Origin of the sequence: Sphingomonas horti (assembly GCF_009753715.1) — a bacterium.
In the GTDB taxonomy this organism is placed as follows: Bacteria; Pseudomonadota; Alphaproteobacteria; order Sphingomonadales; family Sphingomonadaceae; genus Sphingomonas_B; species Sphingomonas_B horti.
The window spans coordinates 128211-149226 of the sequence record NZ_WQMS01000007.1; the positions used below are offsets into that span (position 1 = coordinate 128211).

General features: G+C 68.0%; 16 protein-coding genes. 8 read left to right on the forward strand and 8 right to left on the reverse strand.

Annotated features, from left to right (window positions below; genetic code table 11):
* The first annotated feature begins 104 nt into the window (after positions 1-104).
* Positions 105-1838 carry a class I adenylate-forming enzyme family protein gene (locus GON01_RS06840; RefSeq protein WP_157026617.1) on the forward strand — a complete coding sequence of 578 codons (1734 nt, stop codon included), beginning with the start codon at positions 105-107 and terminating at the stop codon, positions 1836-1838.
* A gap of 33 nt (positions 1839-1871) precedes the next feature.
* On the opposite strand, the gene GON01_RS06845 is transcribed toward GON01_RS06840, so the two are convergent.
* Complete coding sequence (locus tag GON01_RS06845) at positions 1872-2654, reverse strand: SDR family oxidoreductase (protein WP_157026618.1); 783 nt, start codon at positions 2652-2654, stop codon at positions 1872-1874.
* Positions 2655-2768: 114 nt separating this feature from the next.
* Between GON01_RS06845 and GON01_RS06850 the strand changes: the two genes are divergently transcribed.
* Genes GON01_RS06850 through GON01_RS06860 form a run of 3 tightly spaced genes read left to right on the forward strand, consistent with a single transcriptional unit; the run spans position 2769 to position 8418 of the window.
* Entirely contained in the window at positions 2769-3518 is a 750-nt protein-coding gene (locus GON01_RS06850; protein ID WP_181600218.1) for an ATP-binding cassette domain-containing protein, read from the forward strand.
* Positions 3515-5032, forward strand: coding sequence for an ABC transporter permease/substrate-binding protein (locus tag GON01_RS06855; RefSeq protein ID WP_157026619.1), 1518 nt, complete (start codon positions 3515-3517; stop codon positions 5030-5032). Before GON01_RS06850 ends, GON01_RS06855 begins: the two co-directional genes overlap by 4 nt.
* Before the next feature lie 47 nt (positions 5033-5079).
* Positions 5080-8418 carry a glycosyltransferase gene (locus tag GON01_RS06860; protein ID WP_157026620.1) on the forward strand — a complete coding sequence of 1113 codons (3339 nt, stop codon included), beginning with the start codon at positions 5080-5082 and terminating at the stop codon, positions 8416-8418.
* 32 nt (positions 8419-8450) lie between these two features.
* On the opposite strand, the gene tldD is transcribed toward GON01_RS06860, so the two are convergent.
* Positions 8451-9881 (reverse strand): metalloprotease TldD, encoded by a 1431-nt coding sequence (gene tldD, locus GON01_RS06865; protein WP_157026621.1) that lies wholly within the window; start codon positions 9879-9881, stop codon positions 8451-8453.
* Between the two features lie 16 nt (positions 9882-9897).
* On the reverse strand, positions 9898-10104 hold the full coding sequence (locus GON01_RS06870) for a zinc-finger domain-containing protein (protein ID WP_157026622.1): 207 nt from the start codon (positions 10102-10104) through the stop codon (positions 9898-9900).
* Between the two features lie 60 nt (positions 10105-10164).
* Between GON01_RS06870 and GON01_RS06875 the strand changes: the two genes are divergently transcribed.
* Together GON01_RS06875 and nadB are read left to right on the forward strand one after the other, a co-directional pair.
* On the forward strand, positions 10165-11082 hold the full coding sequence (locus tag GON01_RS06875) for an ABC transporter ATP-binding protein (protein ID WP_157026623.1): 918 nt from the start codon (positions 10165-10167) through the stop codon (positions 11080-11082).
* An 87-nt stretch (positions 11083-11169) separates the two neighbouring features.
* Positions 11170-12795 carry an L-aspartate oxidase gene (gene nadB, locus GON01_RS06880; RefSeq protein WP_157026624.1) on the forward strand — a complete coding sequence of 542 codons (1626 nt, stop codon included), beginning with the start codon at positions 11170-11172 and terminating at the stop codon, positions 12793-12795.
* 129 nt (positions 12796-12924) lie between these two features.
* Here the strand turns inward: nadB and GON01_RS06885 are convergent, their stop codons facing one another.
* Positions 12925-13764, reverse strand: coding sequence for an alpha/beta fold hydrolase (locus tag GON01_RS06885; RefSeq protein ID WP_181600219.1), 840 nt, complete (start codon positions 13762-13764; stop codon positions 12925-12927).
* 88 nt (positions 13765-13852) lie between these two features.
* Here GON01_RS06885 and hisN point away from each other — a divergent pair, with 88 nt between their 5' ends.
* Both hisN and GON01_RS06895 read left to right on the forward strand, forming a co-directional pair.
* Positions 13853-14608 (forward strand): histidinol-phosphatase, encoded by a 756-nt coding sequence (gene hisN, locus GON01_RS06890; protein ID WP_157026626.1) that lies wholly within the window; start codon positions 13853-13855, stop codon positions 14606-14608.
* Positions 14608-16200 carry a cisplatin damage response ATP-dependent DNA ligase gene (locus tag GON01_RS06895; protein ID WP_157026627.1) on the forward strand — a complete coding sequence of 531 codons (1593 nt, stop codon included), beginning with the start codon at positions 14608-14610 and terminating at the stop codon, positions 16198-16200. Before hisN ends, GON01_RS06895 begins: the two co-directional genes overlap by 1 nt.
* 3 nt (positions 16201-16203) lie before the next feature.
* Here GON01_RS06895 and GON01_RS06900 read toward each other — a convergent pair whose 3' ends face one another.
* The 4 genes from GON01_RS06900 to xrtV all read right to left on the reverse strand — a co-directional run bounded on the left by GON01_RS06900 (position 16204) and on the right by xrtV (position 21015).
* The gene (locus GON01_RS06900) at positions 16204-17526 is read right to left on the reverse strand and encodes a right-handed parallel beta-helix repeat-containing protein (protein WP_157026628.1); all 1323 of its coding nucleotides are present in this window, start codon (positions 17524-17526) and stop codon (positions 16204-16206) included.
* 362 nt (positions 17527-17888) lie between these two features.
* Positions 17889-19439 (reverse strand): undecaprenyl-phosphate glucose phosphotransferase, encoded by a 1551-nt coding sequence (locus GON01_RS06905; RefSeq protein WP_157026629.1) that lies wholly within the window; start codon positions 19437-19439, stop codon positions 17889-17891.
* Positions 19439-20140, reverse strand: coding sequence for an exosortase-associated protein EpsI, V-type (gene epsI, locus GON01_RS06910; protein WP_157026630.1), 702 nt, complete (start codon positions 20138-20140; stop codon positions 19439-19441). Before epsI ends, GON01_RS06905 begins: the two co-directional genes overlap by 1 nt.
* Positions 20137-21015: an exosortase V gene (gene xrtV / locus GON01_RS06915; protein WP_157026631.1), complete on the reverse strand. Its 879-nt coding sequence runs from the start codon at positions 21013-21015 to the stop codon at positions 20137-20139. Before xrtV ends, epsI begins: the two co-directional genes overlap by 4 nt.
* Between the last annotated feature and the right edge of the window lies 1 nt (position 21016).

Here is a 21016-nt window from a genome sequence, read left to right on the forward strand (position 1 = left end):
TCCTGTTCTGGCGGCCGGGTTTATCGCCTTGAGGTCCCCCCAAATCAACAATATCCCGCAGAAAAGTGCGGTTTTTCAGGGCCGCCGACGGCAAGGAGAGTGGGATGGGATCGCCCGACGCTACGGCATGGCCGCGTCTGACGCTGAAGCAGGCCGAGGCCCTGCTGTGTGCGCCCGGCCAGCGATTCGAGATTGAGACGGTTTTGATCCGCGGCATCCCGACTCGGGTATGGAAAAACGCCCCGCCGGACCTGCGCGCGCTGGTCGAGATCAGCCGAATGCACGCCGATCGCGCGGCCACGATCCTGGAGGACGACCGGGTCAGCTTCGAGGCGCAATACCGCGCGATCGCTTCGCTCGCTCACGCGCTCGCGGAGCGCGGCGCCGGCAAGGGCGACCGGGTCGCCATGGCGATGCGCAACCTGCCCGAGTTCGTCGTCGCCTTCTTCGCGATTACGAGCCTCGGCGCGATCGCCGTGCCGCTCAATGCGTGGTGGACGGGACCGGAGCTCGAATACGGCCTGAAGGATTCAGGCGCGAAGCTGCTGGTCGCCGACGCGCAGCGCTGGGCACGGATCGCGGCGTCCCGTGAGGCTCTGCCGGACCTTGAGAACGTGATCGTCACGCGTGCCGAGGCTTCCGTGGACGGCACCGAAGCGCTGGAGGCGCTGATCGGCCGCCCGAACGACTGGGCGACGCTGCCCGACAAGCCGCTCCCCGGCGCGCCGCTTGGCCCCGACGACGACGCGACGATCTTCTACACCAGCGGCACCACCGGCGCCCCCAAGGGCGCGCTGGGCACGCATCGCAACCTCGTCACCAACATCCTGTCGAGCGGCTACAATGCCGCCCGCGCCTGCCTGCGCCGCGGCGAAGCGCCGCCCGAGCCGCAGCCCAAGGTGTTCCTGACCGTCATTCCCCTGTTCCACGTCACCGCCTGCTCGGCGACCCTGATGGGCGCGATGGCGGCCGGGAACACGCTCGTCTTCATGCGCAAATGGGACGCGGCCGAGGCGCTGCGGCTGATCGAGCGCGAGCGCGTCAACATGACCGGCGGCGTGCCGACCATTGCCTGGCAGCTGCTCGAGCATCCGGACCGCGCGAAGTACGATCTCTCCAGCCTGGAAGCGATCGCCTATGGCGGCGCGCCGTCCGCGCCCGAGCTGGTGCGGCGCATCAAGCAGGAATTTGGCGCGCTGCCCGGCAATGGCTGGGGCATGACCGAGACGATGGCGACCGTCACCGGCCATTCAGCGGAGGATTATCTGAACCGCCCCGACAGCGCCGGCCCGCCGGTTCCGGTCGCCGATCTCGAAATCCGCGCCGAGGACGGGGTGACGGTGCTGCCGCCGGACACGGTCGGCGAGCTCTGGTCGCGCGGGCCGATGAACGTGCGCTGCTATTGGAACAAGCCCGAGGCGACGGTGGCCACCTTCGTCGACGGCTGGGTCCGCACCGGCGACCTCGCGCGCCTGGACGAGGAGGGGTTCCTGTTCATCGTCGACCGCGCCAAGGACATCATCATTCGCGGCGGCGAGAACATCTATTCGATCGAGGTCGAGAACGCGCTGTACGAGCACCCGGCCGTCACCGACGCCGCCCTGATCGGCCTGCCGCACAAGATTCTGGGCGAGGAACCCGCCGCGGTCGTTCACCTCGCCCCGGGCACCCGGGCAAGCGAGGCCGAGCTGCAGGACTGGGTGCGCGCCCGCCTGGCTCCGTTCAAGGTGCCGGTGCGGATCGCCTTCGCGCCCGAGATGCTGCCGCGCAACGCCAACGGCAAGATATTGAAGCGGGAGCTGCGGGAGCTGTTCGCCGACTCGTCATCCCGGCCTTGAGCCGGGACCCGCCTTTCCGAAGCGGTGAGTTAGCTACTCCCCCCGCTTCGGCCGCATCCGCGCGACCAGGCCCGGCGCCCAGCGCAACATGAAGGCGAGGCGCTTCGCCGTCTTGCCCACCACCACATGGCGCTTCGTGCCATGGACAGCGCGCCACGCCGCTTCCGCGACCTGCTCGACCGGCGTGATCTCCAGCCCCATCGCCTTCACATGGTCGCGGCCCGACAGGTTCGAACCGGCGGCGACATTGTCGAGCAAGGGCGTGTCGATGAAGCTCGGCATGATCGAGCGGACCTTGATGCCGTGCTCCTCCCATTCGACGTCCAGCGAGTCCGTCAGCGCGCGCACGCCGAATTTGGTCGCGGCATAGACCGACATGTTGGCGGCCGCGTACAGGCCGGCGGCGGAGCAGGTGTTGAGCATGCGCGCGCCCGGCGTCGCGGCCAGGTGCGGCAGGCCGGCTTCCGCCCCATGGATCACGCCTTTCAGGTTCACGTCGACGACCAGGTCGCTCTTGTCCGGGTCCATCATCTCCAGCGGCCCGCCATGGCCGACGCCGGCGTTGTTGAACAGCACGTCGAGCCGGCCGCCGCTCGCCGTCACGAAATCGGCTAGCGCCGCGCGCCATTGCGCGCGGTCGCGCACGTCCATCCGGTGCAGGCTCGCATTCTCCGGGCCGATCAGCCGCGCCGTTTCCTCGATGCCGGCCTGGTTCACGTCCGCCAGCCCGACGAACCAGCCGCGCGTCGCGAACAACTCGGCGGTCGCGCGGCCGATGCCGGAGCCCGCGCCGGTGATGAAAATGGCCTTCTTCATCCCACCCTCCGTCCGGGCTGAGCTTGTCGAAGCCCTCCCTTCTGCTTTCTGGGCGGAGGTAAAGGAAAAAGCTGGGCTTCGACAAGCTCAGCCCGAACGGGTTAATGTGGGCCGGTGAGCGGGGTCGAGTTCCAGCATGTCCGCAAGACATTCGGCGCCACTGCCGCCGTCGACAATGTATCCTGCACCGTCGCCTCCCGCAGCTTCGTCGCGCTGGTCGGCAGCTCCGGCTCCGGCAAGTCGACGCTGCTGAAGATGGTCAACCGGCTGGTCGTGCCCGACAGCGGCCGCGTGCTGCTAGACGGCGCCGACGTGGCGGATGAAGATCCGCACGCGCTCAGGCGGCGGATCGGCTATGTGTTCCAGAACATCGGCCTGTTCCCGCACCTGACCGTTGCGGAGAACATCGCGATCGGGCTGCGCCTTGAGGGAAAGCCCGCCGATGGCCGCGTCGCCGAGCTGCTCGACCTGGTCGGCCTGCCGATCGCCTGCGCCGGCCGCATGCCGGATCAGCTGTCGGGCGGGCAGCAGCAACGGGTCGGCGTCGCCCGCGCGCTGGCGCCCGGCTCGAAGCTGATGCTGATGGACGAGCCGTTCGGCGCGCTTGACCCGGTGACGCGCGACGCGCTCGGCTGCGCCTATCGCGCGCTGCACCAGCGGCTGGGGCTGACCACGATCATGGTCACGCACGACATGGCGGAAGCGCTGCTGCTGGCCGACCGGGTGCTGGTGATGGCGGCCGGCCGCATCGTCGGCGACGGCACGCCCGCCGACCTGCTCGCCGGCCGCGCCGGGCCCGAGGCGGCGGCTTTGGTCGACGTCCCACGCGCCCAGGCCGAGCGGCTGAAGGAACTTGGCGCTTGAGCGGCTGGTCCCGCTTGCCCGAGCTGCTCGCCAGCCATGTGCTGCTCGCCGCCGCCGCGCTGGCGCTCGGGCTGGCGGTCAGCCTGCCGCTCTCGATCTGGGCGGCGCGGAACCGGCATGTCGCGCGCGTTGCGCTCGGCTTTGCGAGCCTGGTGCAGACGATCCCGGCGCTGGCGCTGCTCGCGCTGTTCTATCCGGTGCTGCTGGCAATATCGTCCCTGGTTGGCGGCGGCGTGCCGGCGCTGGGTTTCCTTCCCTCGCTGCTTGCGCTCGGCCTGTACGCGCTGCTGCCGATCCTCAGGAACGGCGTCGCCGGGCTGACCGGCATCGATCCGGCCGTGCGCGAGGCGGCTGACGGCGTCGGCATGACGTCGGGGCAGAAGCTCCGGATCGTCGAGGCGCCGCTGGCCGCGCCGGTGGTGATGGCCGGCATCCGCACTGCCGCGGTTTGGACGATCGGCGCTGCGACATTGTCGACCACGGTCGGTTATCCGAGCCTCGGCGACCTGATCTTCGCGGGCCTTCAGACGCAGGATTGGGCGCTGGTCACGACCGGCTGCGTCGCTGCCGCGGCTCTCGCGCTGGTGGCCGACGCGCTGCTCGGGCTGATCGAGCGCGGCATCAGGTTCCGGCGGCGCACCCGGGTGTGGCTCGGTTTCGCGCTGCTGGTCGGTGGCACCGCCGCCGCGCTCGCGCCAAAGCTGCTGCCGCAACAGCCGGTAGTGACCATCGGCGCCAAGAATTTCTCCGAGCAATATATTCTCGCCCGGCTGATCGGACGGCATCTGGAGTCGGCCGGCTACCGCGTCCGCTATCGGGAAGGGCTGGGTTCTGCCGTCATTTTCCGGGCGCTCGTGGCGGGCGATATCGATGTCTATGTCGACTATGCCGGCACTTTGTGGACCAACGAGATGAAGCGCCGCGACGTGCCGGACCCGAAGCGCATGGTCGCGCAGATCGGGCGATGGGCAGGCCGTGAGCATGGGGTCGGCCTGATCGGTGCGCTGGGCTTCGAGAATGCCTATGCGATCGCCGTGCGCGGCGCGGACGCGCGCCGGCTCGGCCTCGCGACGCTCGACGATCTCGCCCGCGTCGCGCCGCGCATGGTGCTGGGCAGCGACCTCGAATTCCTGGAGCGGCCGGAATGGGCAGCGGTGCGCGACGCCTATTCACTCCGCTTCGCCGCGACGCGCGCCTACAGCCCCACTTTCATGTACCGCGCGATCGAAAGCGGCGCGGTCGACGCGATCTCTGCTTTCTCGTCGGACGGCCGCATTGCGGCGCAAAGGCTGGTCGTGCTTGCCGATCCGCGCCACGCGATCCCGAGCTATGATGCGCTGCTGCTGGTTTCGCCGGATCGCGCGCACGATGCCCGCTTCGCCGCCGCGCTGAAGCCACTGGTCGGGCGGATCGGTGTCGAGGCGATGCGCGCCGCCAACTACAGCGTCGATCGCGATCGCGACAAGCGCAGCCCCGATCAGGCCGCCGCCTGGCTGGACGCGCGGATCCGTTGAGCGCGGCGCCCTGCGGGTCTAACCGGGGTTCGACGTCAAGGAGTCCGATGGACGCCAATCCGGTCTTCTACGATGCGAGCGGCCGCAGGCGGCGCCAGTTCACGCTCGCGGTAATCGCATTCGCGCTGCTGCTGCTGCTCGCCGGCGGACTGTTCGCCGCGACCATCGTCTCGACCACGCCGGAACCCGCGCTGCCGTTCCAGGCCGAACGGCCCGGCGGCGCGGCGCCCCCGAATGCGATCGAGCGCGGCGCGAAGCGGTTCGGGCGCGCGATCGTCCGGCGCGGCAAATGGCTGCTGAACGGCCGCCCCGCGCGCCTGACCACGCTCACCGTCGCCTTCCACGCGCCCTGGGACAGTTCCAGCGCGGCATCGCTTCAGCGCCATGTCGACGAGATCGACTGGCTGGTGCCGGGCTGGATTTCGGTCACCGGCCCGGATCATCGCTGGACCGTGTTTCCCGACCGGGCCGGCCGGCAGATCGTCGACCACGCCATTCATCGGCCCAAGGTCCTGCCGATGGTGCAGAATGCCCTGAACGGCGAGTGGGACGCCGCAGGCGCAACGGCGATGCTGCGGTCGCCGGCTGCGCGCAAGCAGTTGCTCGACCGGCTCGAGGCCTTTCTGATCGCGAACAAGGCCGATGGCGCGTTCTTCGACATCGAGAACCTGCCGCCGCCGTCGCAGCGCGATTATCACGCCTTCCTTCAGGAAGCGCGCGCCCGCTTCCGGCCGCATGGCTGGCTGATCGCGATGGCGGCGCCGGTCGGAGACCCGAACTGGCGCCTGCCGGTCTATGCGCGGCAGGTCGATCGGCTGTTCCTGATGGCCTATGACGAGCATGATCCGGACGGCGATCCGGGGCCGATCGCGTCGCAGGCCTGGTTCGCGGCGACGCTCGCCCACGCGCTGAAAGGCCTGCCGCTCGACAGGGTCGTCGTCGCGATCGGGTCCTATGCCTATGACTGGACGCCGGACCGCCCGGCCGACACGCCGTCGATCGAAGAGGCCATGCTGACCGCACACGATTCGGGCACCGTGCCCCGTTTCGATGCGGCCAGCGGCAACCTGACCTTCTCCTACCGTGACGAAGGCGAGGACCACGAGCTGTGGATGCTCGACGCCGCCTCGTTCCACAACCAGATGATGGCGGCGCACGCGCAAGGCGTCAGCGGCATCGCGCTGTGGCGGCTCGGCACCGAGGATCCGTCGGTCTGGCAGATCTTCGGCCGCCGCCACCGCGCGGCCACCGACGTGCGCGCGATCGAGCGCATTCCGGCGGGCACCGATGTCGACATTGAAGGAACCGGCGAAGTGCTGCGGGTCGGGTCCACTCCGGTGCAGGGCCTGCGCCGGCTGACGCTGGACCCGAGCGGCCTCGTCACCGGTGAGACGTTCGTCCAGCTGCCCCTGCCCTTTTCGATCCAGCGCGCCGGCTATCGCCCCGGCCTGGTCGCGCTGACGTTCGACGACGGCCCCGACCCGGACTGGACGCCCAAGATTCTCGACATCCTGAAGGCGAAGCACGTCCCCGCCACCTTCTTCATCGTCGGCGAGAACGCGCTCACCTGGCGCGACCTGCTGGAGCGGGAGGTGCGGGAAGGCCACGAAGTCGGCAACCACACCTACACCCATCCCAATCTCGGGCGGACCAGCGATGCCGTCACGCGCATCGAGCTCAACGCGGTGCAGCGGCTCGTCCAGGCCTTTACCGGCCACGCGATCCGGCTGTTCCGTGCGCCTTTCTTCGGCGACGCGGAGCCGACCACGGCCGACGAGATCGTGCCGGTCGAGGTCGGGCAGCGGCTCGGCTATCTGTCCGTCGGCCTGCACGTCGATCCGGGCGACTGGACCCGCCCTGGCGTGCAGGCGATCATCGACCGCACCATCGCCGGCGTGCTCGCTTCCAACCCGGAGCGGAGCGGCAATGTCGTGCTGCTCCACGACGCCGGCGGCAACCGCGCCGAGACGGTCGCCGCGCTGCCCATCATCATCGACCGGCTGCGCGCGCGCGGCTACCGCTTCGTTCCCGTCTCGGAGCTGGTCGGCCTCAGCCGCGCCCAGGTGATGCCCGAGCTGACGCCGGAGGAGCAGCGCGCGGCGCGCACGGACCTTGCGCTGTTCACTGCGCTGGGCGCGCTGCAGACCGCGCTCAAATGGCTGTTCGCGATCGCGATCACGCTCGGCATTGCCCGCGCGCTGATCCTGTCCGGCCTGGCGCTGTGGCAGGCGCGGCGCGAGCAGAAGGAAACGCCGCCGGTCATCCGCCCGGACCGCTTCGTTTCCGTGCTGATCCCGGCCTTCAACGAAGCGCGGGTGATCGAATCCTCGGTGCGGCGCGTGCTCGCCAGCACCGCCGTCCAGCTCGAGGTGATCGTCATCGACGACGGGTCGAAGGATGCCACCGGCGACATCGTCGAGCATGCCTTCGGGGGCGAGCCGCGCGTCAAGCTGCTGCGGCTGGAAAATGGCGGCAAGGCGCGGGCGCTGAACCGCGGCCTCGCGATCGCCCGGGGCGAGTTCATCGTCGCGCTGGATGCCGACACGCAATTCCCGAAAAAGACGATTGCGCGGCTGGCCCGCTGGTTCGCCGACCCGACGATCGGCGCGGTCGCGGGCAATGCCAAGGTCGGCAACCGGGTGAACCTCGTCACGCGCTGGCAGGCGCTCGAATATATCACCGCGCAGAATCTCGAGCGCCGCGCGCTGGCCCGGCTCGATGCGATGACCGTCGTGCCCGGAGCCGTCGGCGCCTGGCGCGCTGAGGCGCTCAAGCAGGCCGGCGGCTATCCGCCCGATACGCTCGCCGAAGACCAGGACTTGACGATCGCGATCCAGCGCCAGGGCTGGAAAGTCCGCTACGACCAGGACGCGGTCGCCTTCACCGAGGCGCCGGAGACCTTCCGCGCCCTTGCCAAGCAGCGTTTCCGCTGGGCGTTCGGCACGCTGCAATGCCTGTGGAAGCACGGCGCGGTGCTCAGGACCGGCCGCCCGCGCGGCCTGGCGCTGGTCGGGCTGCCCCAGGCGATGCTGTTTCAGGTCGGCTTCGCGGCGATCTCGCCTGTGATCGATCTGGCGCTGATCTTCAGCATCGTCGGGACGGCGATGCGCGTGCAGGAACATGGCTGGGCGCAGACCCACACCGACCTGGTGATGATGGCGACCTACTGGATCGCGTTTACCGCGATCGATCTGCTCGCCGCCTCGATCGCGTTCGCGCTGTCGACGCGCGAGCGCTGGCGGCTGATGTGGCTGCTGATCCCGCAGCGGATCGGCTATCGCCAAATCATGTATTATGTCGTGCTGAAAGCCCTCGCCGCCGCGATCCGCGGCCCGCGCGTCGGCTGGGGCAAGCTGGAACGTAGCGGCCGCGTCAGCGCGTCCTAGGCGGAGATAAGCCCCTCCCCTTCGGGGGACTCTTACGCCGTCGCCGTCCCGCCGACCGTCAGCCCCTCGATCAGCAGGCTCGGCTGGCCGACGCCCGCCGGGACCGACTGCCCGCCCTTGCCGCACATGCCGACGCCTTCGTCCAGCGCGAAATCGTTGCCGATCGCGCGAACCTTGGTCAGCACGCTGGGGCCGTCGCCGATCAGCGTCGCGCCCTTGATCGGCGTGCCCAGCCTGCCGTTCTCGATCCGATAGGCCTCGGTGCAGCTGAACACGAATTTGCCCGACACGATATCGACCTGCCCGCCGCCGAAGCTCTTGGCGTAGATGCCGTTACCGGCGCGCGCGATCATCTCGTCGGGATCGTCGTTGCCCGCCTTCATGAAGGTGTTGGTCATGCGCGGCATCGGCGCATGGGCATAGGATTGGCGGCGGCCGTTGCCCGTCGGCGCGACGCCCATCAGCCGCGCGTTCAGCCGGTCCTGCATATAGCCCTTCAGGATGCCGTCCTCGATCAGCACCGTCTCGCGCGTCGGCGTGCCTTCGTCGTCGATGCTGAGCGACCCGCGCCGGTCCTGGATCGCGCCGTCGTCGACCACCGTCACGCCCGGCGCGGCGACGCGCTCGCCGATCCGCCCCGAGAAGGCCGAGGTGCCCTTGCGGTTGAAATCGCCTTCCAGGCCGTGGCCGATCGCTTCGTGCAGCAGCACGCCGGGCCAGCCTGGGCCGAGCACGACCGTCATCTCGCCCGCCGGCGCCGCGACCGAATCGAGGTTCACCAGTGCCTGGCCCAGCGCGATGTCGATACCGCGCTGCCAGGCCGATTCCTCGAACAGCCGGCCGTAAAGATAGCGCCCGCCCATTCCGTAGGAGCCGGTCTCGCGCCGCCCGTTCTGCTCTACGACAATGGAGATGTTGAGCCGCACCAGCGGCCGCACATCCTGCGCGACGAAGCCGTCCGGCCGGACGATCTCGACCACGCTCCACGACCCCGACAACCCGACCGAGACCTGCGCTACGCGCGAATCGCGGGCGCGGGCGGCGGCGTCGATCCGCTGGCAGAGCGCCACTTTCTCGGCGAACGGCACCAGGGTCAGCGGATCGTCGGCGGTGTAGAGATGGCGGTTGCTGCGCTGGGGTGGCGGCGCGGGCTGGCCCTTGGCCGGATCGAGCAGCGTCATCGTCTGCGCCGCGCGCCGGATCGCGGCCGCGCTGAGCTCGTTCGCATGCGCAAAGCCGGTCATCTCGCCCGACACGCCGCGCAGCCCGAACCCGGCATTGGTGTTGTAATCGGCGGTCTTCAGCCGCCCGTCGTCGAAGCCGAAGCTCTCCGACGTCGAATATTGGAGATAGAGCTCGCCATCGTCACAGCCCTTCAGGACCTCCGAGGTCAAGCGGAGCGCGGTATCGGGGTCGAGGTCCGCCCGGTACAGCCAGGCGCGCGGATCGGCGGGGAGAGTCATCCCCTCCGATATAGAGCTAGTATGCGGCGACGGAAGGGTCGCTGTCCGCCGGCCCGCCCGACAGCACGAAGCGCCGGTCGCAATAGCCGCATTCGCCGAAGCCGCGCTCGTCGATCTCGATATAGATGCGCGGATGGCCGAGGGCAGGATCGATGCCGTGCCCGGAGCCGTCGCAGGCGACACGGCGGGAGGATACGCGGAAGGTCTCGGGCGGCGGGATCATGGCCGCGCGAATAGCAATGGTGCGTTGCCCTTTCCAGCCCTCTCCGGCTAACGCGGGTCCATGACGGAAGCCGCGATTTCAATCCGGGCGCTCGCCAAGACCTACAAGGGCGGCAAGCGCGCATTGGACGGCGTGACGTTCGACGTGCCGCGCGGCCAGATATTCGGCCTGCTCGGCCCGAACGGCGCCGGCAAGTCGACCTTGATCAACATCCTCTCCGGCATGGTCATGAAGACCAGCGGCACCGCGTCGATCTGGGGCTTCGACATCGACGAACGCCCGAGGAACGCCAAGGCCTCGATCGGCATCGTCCCGCAGGAGATCTTGTTCGATCCCTTCTTCACGCCCTATGAGACGCTGGAGCTGTTCGCCGGCTTGTACGGCGTGCCCAAGGCGCAGCGGAAATCGATGGAGCTGCTGCGCGCGGTGCATCTGGAGGACAAGGCCAACGCCTATTCGCGCACGCTTTCGGGCGGCATGAAGCGGCGGCTGCTGGTTGCCAAGGCGATGGTCCACTCGCCGCCCGTGCTGGTGCTCGACGAGCCGACCGCCGGCGTCGATATCGAGCTTCGCCAGCAGCTCTGGGCCTATGTCCGCGAGCTCAATGCTCAAGGCGTGACGGTGGTGCTGACCACCCATTATCTCGAAGAAGCGGAAGAGCTGTGCGACCGGATCGCGATCATCAATCACGGGCGGCTGATCGCGAACGAGCCGACGCGTGACCTGGTCAACAAGGCGCAGGAGAAGCTGGTCCAGGTGACGGTCGACCGCGACCTCGACGCGCCGCCGGCCGCCCCCTGCTTCGAGAAGATCGTGCTGAAGGGCGAGCGGGTGCTTGAGATCACCTATTCCAAGGCCAAGGTGAACGCGGGCGAAGTGCTGGCCGCCGTCAGCGGCGCCGGCCTCGGCATCGTCGACGTGTCGACCAAGGAAGCGGACCTGGAGGACGTGTTCCTGTCGCTCACGCGGGCCGCTTGAACGACCGCGTCATCCCCGCGAAAGCGGGGACCCACCTTTCCTTTTCGACCCTGCTGTTCAAGAAGGTGGGTTCCCGCTTTCGCGGGAATGACGAAATCAGAGGACGCGGTGACGGCTGACGTACATTCCTATGACATCGTCATCCTCGGCTCCGGCGCCGCGGGCCTGACCGCGGCGCTGAACCTCGCCGATCGCTTCAAGGTCGTCGTCCTCGCCAAAGGCGGGCTTTCCGAAGGCTCCACGGCCTGGGCGCAGGGCGGGATCGCCGCGGTGCTCGACGAAGGCGACACGTTCGAGAACCATATCGAAGACACGATGATCGCCGGCGGGGGCCTCAATGACCGCGAGACGGTCGAGTTCGTCGTCGAGAACGCGCCCGCTGCGATTGCCCGGCTCGCCGAGCTGGGCGTACCGTTCAACGAGGATGCGGGCGCGTGGCACCTGACCCGCGAAGGCGGCCACAGCCACCGCCGCATCGTCCATGTCGACGACGCGACCGGTTGGGCCGTGCAGCAGGCGCTGGAGCGTGCCGCGCACGCGCATCCGAACATCACGCTCGTGCCGGACCGGGTCGCGATCGACCTGGCGACCGGACGCCATGGCGTCAGATATTCGGGCGACGGCCATGTCTGGGGCGTCTATGCGATCAACCGGCAGAGCGGCCATGTCGAGCTGTTCGCCGGCCGCGCGACCATCCTCGCGACCGGCGGCGCGGGCCGCACCTATCTCTATTCGACCGCGCCGGCCGGTGCGACCGGCGACGGCATCGCGATGGCATGGCGGGCCGGCTGCCGCATTTCCAACATGGAGTTCATGCAGTTCCACCCGACCTGCCTCTACAATCGCGAGGTCAAGAACTTCCTGATCACCGAGGCGGTGCGCGGCGAAGGCGGCATACTGAAGCTGCCGGGCGGAGTTGCGGGGGACGGCCACCGCTTCATGCCCGATTTCGACGAGCGGGCGGAGCTCGCCCCGCGCGATATCGTCGCTCGGGCGATCGATCATGAGATCAAGCGGCTCGGCCTGGACTATGTCCATCTCGACATCAGCCACCAGCCCGCCGACTTCGTGAAGGGTCACTTCCCGACCATTCACGCAAAGCTGCTCGACCTCGGCATCGACATCACGAAACAGCCGATCCCGGTGGTGCCCGCCCAGCACTATACCTGCGGCGGCGTGATGATCGACCTGCACGGCTGCACCGACCTGCCCGGCCTCTATGCGGCCGGCGAAGTCACCCAGTCCGGCCTGCACGGGGCCAATCGCCTCGCCTCAAATTCCCTGCTCGAATGCTTCGTGTTCGGCGAGGCGGCCGCGAAGCACATCGCCGCCAATTGGGAGGGGTTCGCCGAGGCGCCGCCGATCCGCCCCTGGGACGAAAGCCGCGTCACCGATTCGGACGAAGAGGTCATTGTCCAGCATAATTGGCGCGAGATCCGGCGCTTCATGTGGGACTATGTCGGCATCGTGCGGACGACCAAGCGTCTCGAACGCGCCCAGCACCGCATCGCGCTGCTGCGCCAGGAAGTCGCCGACTATTACGGCAATTTCCGCGTCACCCCCGACCTGGTCGAGCTCCGCAACCTTGTCGAGACCGCCGACCTGATCGTCCGCTCAGCCCTGTCGCGGCACGAAAGCCGCGGCCTCCACTACACGCTCGATTATCCCGACCTGCTGCCCGAGGCGCGGGATACCATTCTCACGCCGCAATAAATTCCTGTCCTACACGGACCGGTCTGTGACATGCCTTATGCGTGATTAGCGCACGGCTCTTTCTCATCGACGGAATCGATCATTGTCCTTGCATTAATCGAGGGGATTTTTTCCCCGCGCGGAACCTTCCTAACCTTTGAGGAAATCGCGCACCTCCGCGTAGAATCGCTGGGGCCGGTCGTACATGATCATGTGGCCGCTGCCCGCCACACGCCGCAGCTTCGCGCCGTGCGCCGGGGCGTAGCCGATCCGGTACAGGCGATCGACGGCGACGGCGTCCGCCGGGATGTCCGGCACTGCATAGACCACCGTCAGCGGCGCGGTGATCCTGGGCAGCTCGGGCGTCAGGTCCGTCCGCGCCAGTTCGTGCGTCGCGCGCGCGACCACGGCGGAATCGCTGCGGCTGCTCGCCACGCCCGACCCGCCGAAGCCGCCGATCAGCGCGTCCAGTACGCTGCGCCCCTGCGGCGAGCCCATCAGCCCGTTGAACAGCGCGTCGGCGAGCGGAGCGACCTGCGTGCCGGCAAAGCCGAAACCGCTGGCCGGCGACGGCAGAATGTCCACGGCCATGACCTTGCCCACCCGCGCCGGATAGCGCGCCGCCACCATCATCGCGACGATGCCGCCCATCGAATGGCCGATCAGCGCGGGACGCCTCAGCCCCGCCTCGACGATGTAGCGGGCGATCTCGCCGGCCACGCCGGACACGATCGCTCCATCGGCATTGCCCCGCGCCGGCTCTCCGGCGAACCCGGCCACCTGCACCAGGTGGTAGCGATAGCCGGGCACCGCGCGCACCGTGCCGTCCCACACGTCGCGTCCGTTGGTCAGGCCCGGGATCAGGATCACGTCAGGGCCTTCGCCGCGCACCTGCACCGACACGCGACCGGAGCTGAAGGCGAGCGCCCGGCCGGCCGTGCCGAACAAGGCCGCCGCCGCGCAGCCTGAGAGGAATGTCCGCCTGTTCATCGCCGTCGCTCTTTGCCGCGGATCGGTTGAACCTTCGCTGACGAAATCGTGTTTCCAGTCCCATGCTTCCCGACCTAGGCAGGATCCGATGACTCTCGACGACGACATCGCCCTTGCCCACGCCCTGGCCGACGCCGCCGGCGCCGTGATCCGTCCCTATTTCCGCGCTCGCTTCGCACACGAGACCAAGGCGGATGCCTCGCCCGTAACCCAGGCGGACCGCGAAGCGGAAGCGGCGATCCGGGCGCTGATCGAGCAGCACCGGCCCGGCGACGGCATCATCGGCGAGGAATATGGCGCCGCGCGCGCCGATGCCGAACGGGTCTGGGTGCTCGATCCGATCGACGGCACGCGCGCCTTTATCGGCGGACGGCCGATCTTCGGGACGCTGATCGCGCTGATGGTCGACGGCCGGCCGCAGCTCGGGATCATCGATCAGCCGGTCGCCGGCGAGCGTTGGGTCGGCGCCACGGGCCGGCCGACTCTCTTCAATGGCGAGCCGGCGCACACCCGCGCCTGCTCCGACCTGTCGAACGCTCTGTTCGCGACCACAGCTCCCTGGTTCTGCGGCGGCTTCGACGTCTTGAGGGGTGCGGCGGGCGACACGCTGCTAGGCGGAGATTGCTACAATTACGCCCTGCTCGCCTCAGGGCATGCCGATCTGGTGGTGGAGGAAGGCCTGAAGCTCCACGACTGGGCGGCGCTGCTGCCCGTCGTCGAAGGCGCGGGCGGGCGGATGACGGATTGGGACGGACACGCCTTACGCAAGGGCAGCGACGGGCGCGTGGTCGCGGTCGGCGACCCGGCGCTGCTGCCGCAGGTGCTGCGGTTGCTGGAGGGCTGATGCGCGCCTTCGCGGCCCTGCTGGAGCGGCTGGTCTATACCCGCTCGCGCAACGCGAAGCTGAAGCTGATCGGCGACTATCTGGTCGCCACGCGGGATCCGGATCGCGGCTGGGCGCTGGCCGCGCTGACCGGCGATCTCGACCTGCCGGCAGTCAAGCCCGCGCTGATCCGCGCCTTGGTCGAGCAACGGGTCGATCCGGTGCTGTTCCACCTCAGCCGCGACTATGTCGGCGACACGGCAGAGACCGTGTCGCTGATCTGGCCCCGCCCCGACCATGTGCCGGAGGCGCCGCCTGACCTGTCGCTTGGCGCGGTGGTCGAGCGTTTCCGTACCCTGTCCCGTTCGGAGGCGCCGGCCGTCCTCGCCGCGCACCTCGACGCGATGGAGCCGGAGGAACGCTTCGCGCTGCTGAAGATGGCGACCGGCGCGCTCAGGATCGGCGTCACCGCGCGACTGGCCAAGACCGCGCTGGCACAGGCGTTCGATCTCGATCTCGCCGCGGTCGAGGAAGTCTGGCACGGCATCCGCCCGCCCTACCCGACGCTGTTCGCCTGGGCCGAGGGCGCTGCCGGGCAGCCAGTCGCGGCCGAGCTACCCGTGTTCCGGCCGTTCATGCTCGCCCATGCGCTCGAAGACCTGCGCGTCGACATGGCCGAATTCGCGGCCGAATGGAAATGGGACGGCATCCGCGTCCAGCTCGTCCATGCCGGCGGCGAGACCCGACTGTACAGCCGCGCCGGCGACGACATCACCCGCGGCTTCCCCGAGATCGCCGACGCGTTCCGCACGCCGGGCGTGCTCGACGGCGAGCTGATGGTGAAGGGCGAGGCGCAGGGCGCGGAGGAGCATGGCGGGGCGGCGGCCAGCTTCAACGCGCTGCAGCAGCGGCTCAATCGCAAGGCGGTGACCGCGAAGATGCTGGCGGACTACCCCGCCTTCGTTCGGCTGTACGACATACTGTTCGACGGCAAGGAGGATCTGCGCGAGCTGCCCTGGGACGCGCGGCGCCCGCGGCTCGAGGTGTTCGCGCGGTCGCTCGACCCCGGCCGGTTCGATGTTTCGGCCCTGATCGAGGCGGTCGACTTTACCACGCTCGAGTCGATCCGTGCCGGCGCCCGTGACGCCGCGATCGAAGGCGTGATGCTGAAGCGCCGCGACAGTCCCTATGTCGCGGGGCGGCGCGTCGGCCTTTGGTACAAGTGGAAACGCGATCCGCTGACGGCCGATTGCGTCGTCATGTACGCCCAGCGCGGCAACGGCCGCCGCTCATCCTATTATTCCGACTTCACCTTCGGCTGCTGGACCGAGGACGGCGAATTGCTGCCGGTCGGCAAGGCCTATTCCGGGATCACCGACGAGGAGCTGAAATGGCTCGACCGCTGGGTCCGCAACCACACGGTGCAGCGCTTCGGGCCGGTCCGCGAGGTCGAGAAAAGCCTGGTGTTCGAAGTCGCGTTCGATTCGATCCACGCGTCGGGGCGGCACAAATCGGGCGTGGCGATGCGCTTCCCGCGCATCGCCCGCATCCGGACCGACAAGCCGGCCGCCGAAGCGGACCGGCTCGCGACATTGAAACGGCTGGCGACCTGACGGTCAGGGCAATGCGACGAAATGATCCATGTGCACCTGGTACAGCGGCAGGCTGGGTGCGAAGTGCGCGGCCGTAGCGGTCGCCGGCGCCAGGCCGTGGTGCGCGGCCACAAGGAACACTTCCTCCATGGCCGGCAACACGCTGGTCGGCGACGCGATCGCAGTCTTCGTCACCTGCGCGCTGGTGGCGTTTGCGCTGCCGGAATCGACCATGCTGCCGATGCTCTGCCCCAGCACGGTCGCCACCGGCGCCGGACCGGGCTGGCCCGTTCCCGGCACATGGTAGCCATAGTCGGCGATGATCAGGTCGTGCGCCGATTTCGGCGCATTGAGGTTCGGGATCAACGCGCGGATCCCGGCCATCTGCGCCAGGCTCGCATTGTGGCTCATCGTCACGCCGGTTGCTTCCGGCTGCACCAGGATCGTGTCGGCCAGATTGTCCTTCACGGTGAAGTTGGTGCCGCTGTTCAGGTCGATCCACAGCATCTTGTGATCGGTCGATTTCGACAACAGCGTGTTGCCGATCACCTGCACGTTGCGGCCGCCGTTCACGAAGATGCCGTGATAGGCGTCGTTGACGTAGACCAGGTTGTTCTGGATCAGCACGTCCTTGTACTCGAAGGCCCTCTGGTCCGACAGGAAGATGCCCTGCATCCCGCCGCCGGTGCCCTGCATGATCACGTTGTTCGTGATCTTGATGTTGGACGATCCCTGCGACTGGTTGACCAGCCAGAACTGAATGGCGTCGGCGTGGTCGCCAGCCTGCGGGTGGAAATTCGTGAAGCTGTTCTTGTCGATGACCGCGCCTGTCACCGCGCCGAAGTTGAGACCGTCGCTGCGGATGTCCTGGAAGCTGTTCGACGCGACGGTGACGTCCGTCACTTTCTCGATCGAGGCGCCGCGGTTGAGGTCCCGGAAGGACGAGCCGATCAGCTGAAAATTGTCGGCGCCGCTGACGACCAGGCCCATGCCGTCGTTGCGCGGGTTGTGGTCCGCCGACCCGTGGAAGGTGATGCCCACCATCTTGATGTTGTCGGATGCGCCCACGCGCGCATAGATCGTCGACGCGGAGTCGCGGCTGCTCGCCGAGTGGCCGATGTCCAGCCCTTCGAACCGCAGGTTGCTGGAGCCGGTGACCTGCAGGTTGTCGAAATGGGCGCGATTGTTGAGCGAGGCCGACTTGATGGTGACGTTCGCGCTGAAGTCCTTGTTGCTGATCCAGCCCGAGCCATAATTGCCGCCGGCAAGCACGATCGTGTCGCCGCCGACCGCGCGGCCGAGCGCCGCCTGGAACTGGGCCGAATTCGAAACATTGATGATGGTCATGTTGATCCCCGGAAGGCCGGACCACACCGCGACCGCCCCCAGCCGCGTCCAGATCGGTCCAACCCCGCATTGATGATTGGAAGAAAAGCATCGTCGCTGTGCCAGACGGCTCCAGCGACACCCGCTCGATGAAGTCCCTAAAAAGATTTCCCCAGACGAAGGCCAAGCGAAGTCGGCGGCGGACGCGAGGTCCACCACAGATTTGACCAGTGCTTTCGATCTTGTTCTACGCTGCCCCGCACAGCGTTCGCCGTCCCGATTAGAGACAAGAGGGACACAGGGTTAGAGGCGTATCGACAGGGCGCTTACTTCGCGCGATGAGTTGTGATCTCGCGGGTCCCGCCGCCGGCGAGGCGACGAGCTCAATAGGCCGTTTTCTGGAGAACCAGCGTGATCGCGGTGCGCGAGAGGATGTAGACGTCGAGCAGCACCGACCAATTCTCGATATAATAGAGGTCGTGCTCCAGCCGCTTGAGCAGCTTCTCTTCGGTGTCGGTTTCGCCACGCCAGCCATGAACCTGGGCCCAACCCGTCATGCCGGGCTTGACCTTGTGGCGCGCGGCATAATGCGAGACCACGTCGGAGAACAGGCGATCGCCGGCCTTGGTCGAGGGTGCGTGCGGGCGCGGCCCGACCAGCGACATCTCTCCCGCCAGAACATTGAACAGCTGCGGCAGCTCGTCGATGCTGGTGCGGCGCAGGATCCGGCCGACGCGGGTAATCCGGTCGTCGTCCTTGCGGGCCTGGGTGATGCCGTCCGGCTCGCAGCGATCGCTGCGCATCGAACGGAACTTCCAGATCCGGAACCGCTGGTTGTTGAAGCCCTCGCGTTCCTGCCGGAAGAAGACGGGGCCGGGGCTGTCGAGCTTGACCGCGATCGCGACGACGAGGAGCAGGGGCGAGAGCAAGATAGTCGCCAGCGCCCCGACGACGATATCCTCGATCCGCTTGATGATCTGGTCGAAGCCGGAGATCGGCCGCTCGAACAGAGTCATGACGGGCAGATCGCCGAGCAGCACCACCGGCCGCTGCGAGAACGCAAACGTGGCAAGATCGGGCGCGAGGCGAATACGTACCGGCGTGATCGCCAGTTCGGCCACTACTTCCTGCAGCCGCTTCTCGGCCGACCAGGGCAGCGCCACGATCACCTGATCGACCAGCCCCTCGCGAATCCGGCCGATCAGGTCACCGAGATTACCGTAGAGCGGCAGCAGCACCTCGCGGTCCGGCAGGCGCTCGGGCAGGCGATCGTCGAAGAAGCCGACCAGGTCGATGGTCAGCTTCTCGTTGCCCAGAATATATTTGGCGAGGCGGTCGCCCTGTGAACCGGCGCCGAAGATCGCGACGCGGTGATTGAACACGCCGCGCTTCTTCAGTCGCCGCATCCAGGCCGTGCCGCCGGCGCGAATGGCGAGCAGGACGCAGCCGCCCATCGCGAACCAGGCCAGCGCCCAGCCGCGTGAGAAGTCGCCCGAGACCTTGAGCAGGAAGCCCAGCGTCATCAGGAACATGCCGGTCGACAGCCAGGCGGTCATGACACGCGCCCAGCCGGTGCGGACCGAGAAGCGGGTATCGATATCGTAGCACCCCGTCACCTCGGCCAGCGCGGCGTAGAACAGGCAGGCGATCAGAGCTGCATTGCTGTACGCGCGGGCAAGGCCGGCGGGCATGTAGTCGAGCGCCACCGCGGCCGATATCCAGGCGGTCACGGCGACGCTGATCATCTCCAGCCCGCGCAGCAGCAGGATGCCCACGTCAAGCAGGACGGGCGAGCGTGAGGCTCCCCCATGCGCGGCGGCGGCGTGTGCGCTGACCGGCGTGTCGGCCCTGGCGGTGGTTTCCTGCAGCAGCGCGTTCCTGTCGGAACCGCCGGATCCGGTGCCCGGCCGATCGTCTCTCGCCGCGACGTCCATCAGACCGCCGTGGCCGACATCCGCCGCGCGAGATCGCTCGTGATCAGCGCCGGTCGCACCGCCGGCGTGACCGCCTTGAGCAGGTCCGCCGCGAAACGCTCGTTCAAGCCGAAGCCTTCCGCATCCTCGGTGCGCATGTTCGAGATTCGCACGAGCACTCCATCCGGAATGACTCCGGACAAGGCGATCCGGAATTTCATTTGGCGCTGCTCGCTGTTGCTGGTCGGCAGATACTCACCGATTCGCGTCCAGTAGCTGATCCGTTCCTCGCGGCCCGGCGAAGTTGCGACCAGATTCCGTCCGGGCACGACCGCTCCGTGCCCGAGATCGAACTCGGCCGGCCGGTTTTCCGCGATCGTGAAGCCGAAGGCGGGGTAGCATACTTCCGGCCGATGCAGCTGAAGCGTGTCGCTCTGGGTGTTCCCATAGGCGATCAACAGCATCACCAGGCCGTTGTCCGGCCCCGCATAAATGCGGCCCACCGACTGATTGTAGAGGCGGGCGGCCAGGCTGTCCTCGCTCTCCGGCGTGACGATTCCGTCCGCCTCGCGCGCCTGCCAGCGGCCGAAGGATTTCGGGATCAGCGTCTCGAGCTGCCGGTCGCCGAGGAGCGTCACACGCCGATGCGGCCGCAGCCCCTCGGCGGCGGCGGCGGTGGCGAGGCATGCGCCGCCGATCAGCAGGTCGCGTCGATTGATCATGCCGCAGTCCTTGTCAGCATCCGGCGGATCGGGCTCATCAGCCCGTCGACCAGGAAGATGCCCAGCAGCGCCGTTGCGAACATCACCAGTCCCGCGGTGGAATGAAGGAAGCCCTGCGCCGCCGCATTCCCGAAATGATAGGTGATCAGCACGAGGATGATCACGCGGACCAGGTTGGCGAGCAGCGCGACGGGCACGATCCACAGCATCAGGAACAGCGCGTAGCGCCACGAGGCATTGTGGAGGATGTAGATGTAGAACAGGCTGATCGCGGTCAGGCTGATCAGTGAGTTGAGGCCCGCGCAGGCGTCCTCCACCAGCAGCTGATATTGCGCGACATAGAGAGTCACGCCTTCGCGCACGATCGGATAGCCGGCGTGCGACAGCAGCCAGGTCGCCGTGTAGGAGACATATTCCTTCATCGGCGCAGTCAGCGTGGTGATCACCCAATTGGGCAGCGGTACGACGAAGCCCAGATAGAGGATCGGGAACCACATGCGCCGCAGGGCCTCCGCGCCGAACGACGCGTAGAAGACCGCGATGCATACGCCCAGGAACGCGAGCGCCTGGAAAACCAGGAAATCGAAGGCGCGCCCGAAGATGTAAAGCAGCAGCGACGGAACCAGGACCGCCAGCATGATGCCGGTCCGGCCGGGATGCTGGATACCCAGCAATTCCTTCCACCGACGCGCGAACAGCCAGATGCCCGTGGCCAGCACGATCGGCCCGTGCACGCCGGCCTCTCCGGTCCAGGATCCGGTCGCGACCGCGTACAGCGTCGGAAAGGCCAGGACCGCAAGGCCCAGCAGCAGCGGCCAGTGCCGGGCGAGCAGCTGGGACGCGGGCGGGTGCGCCCGAACCGGGCGAGTGGCCATG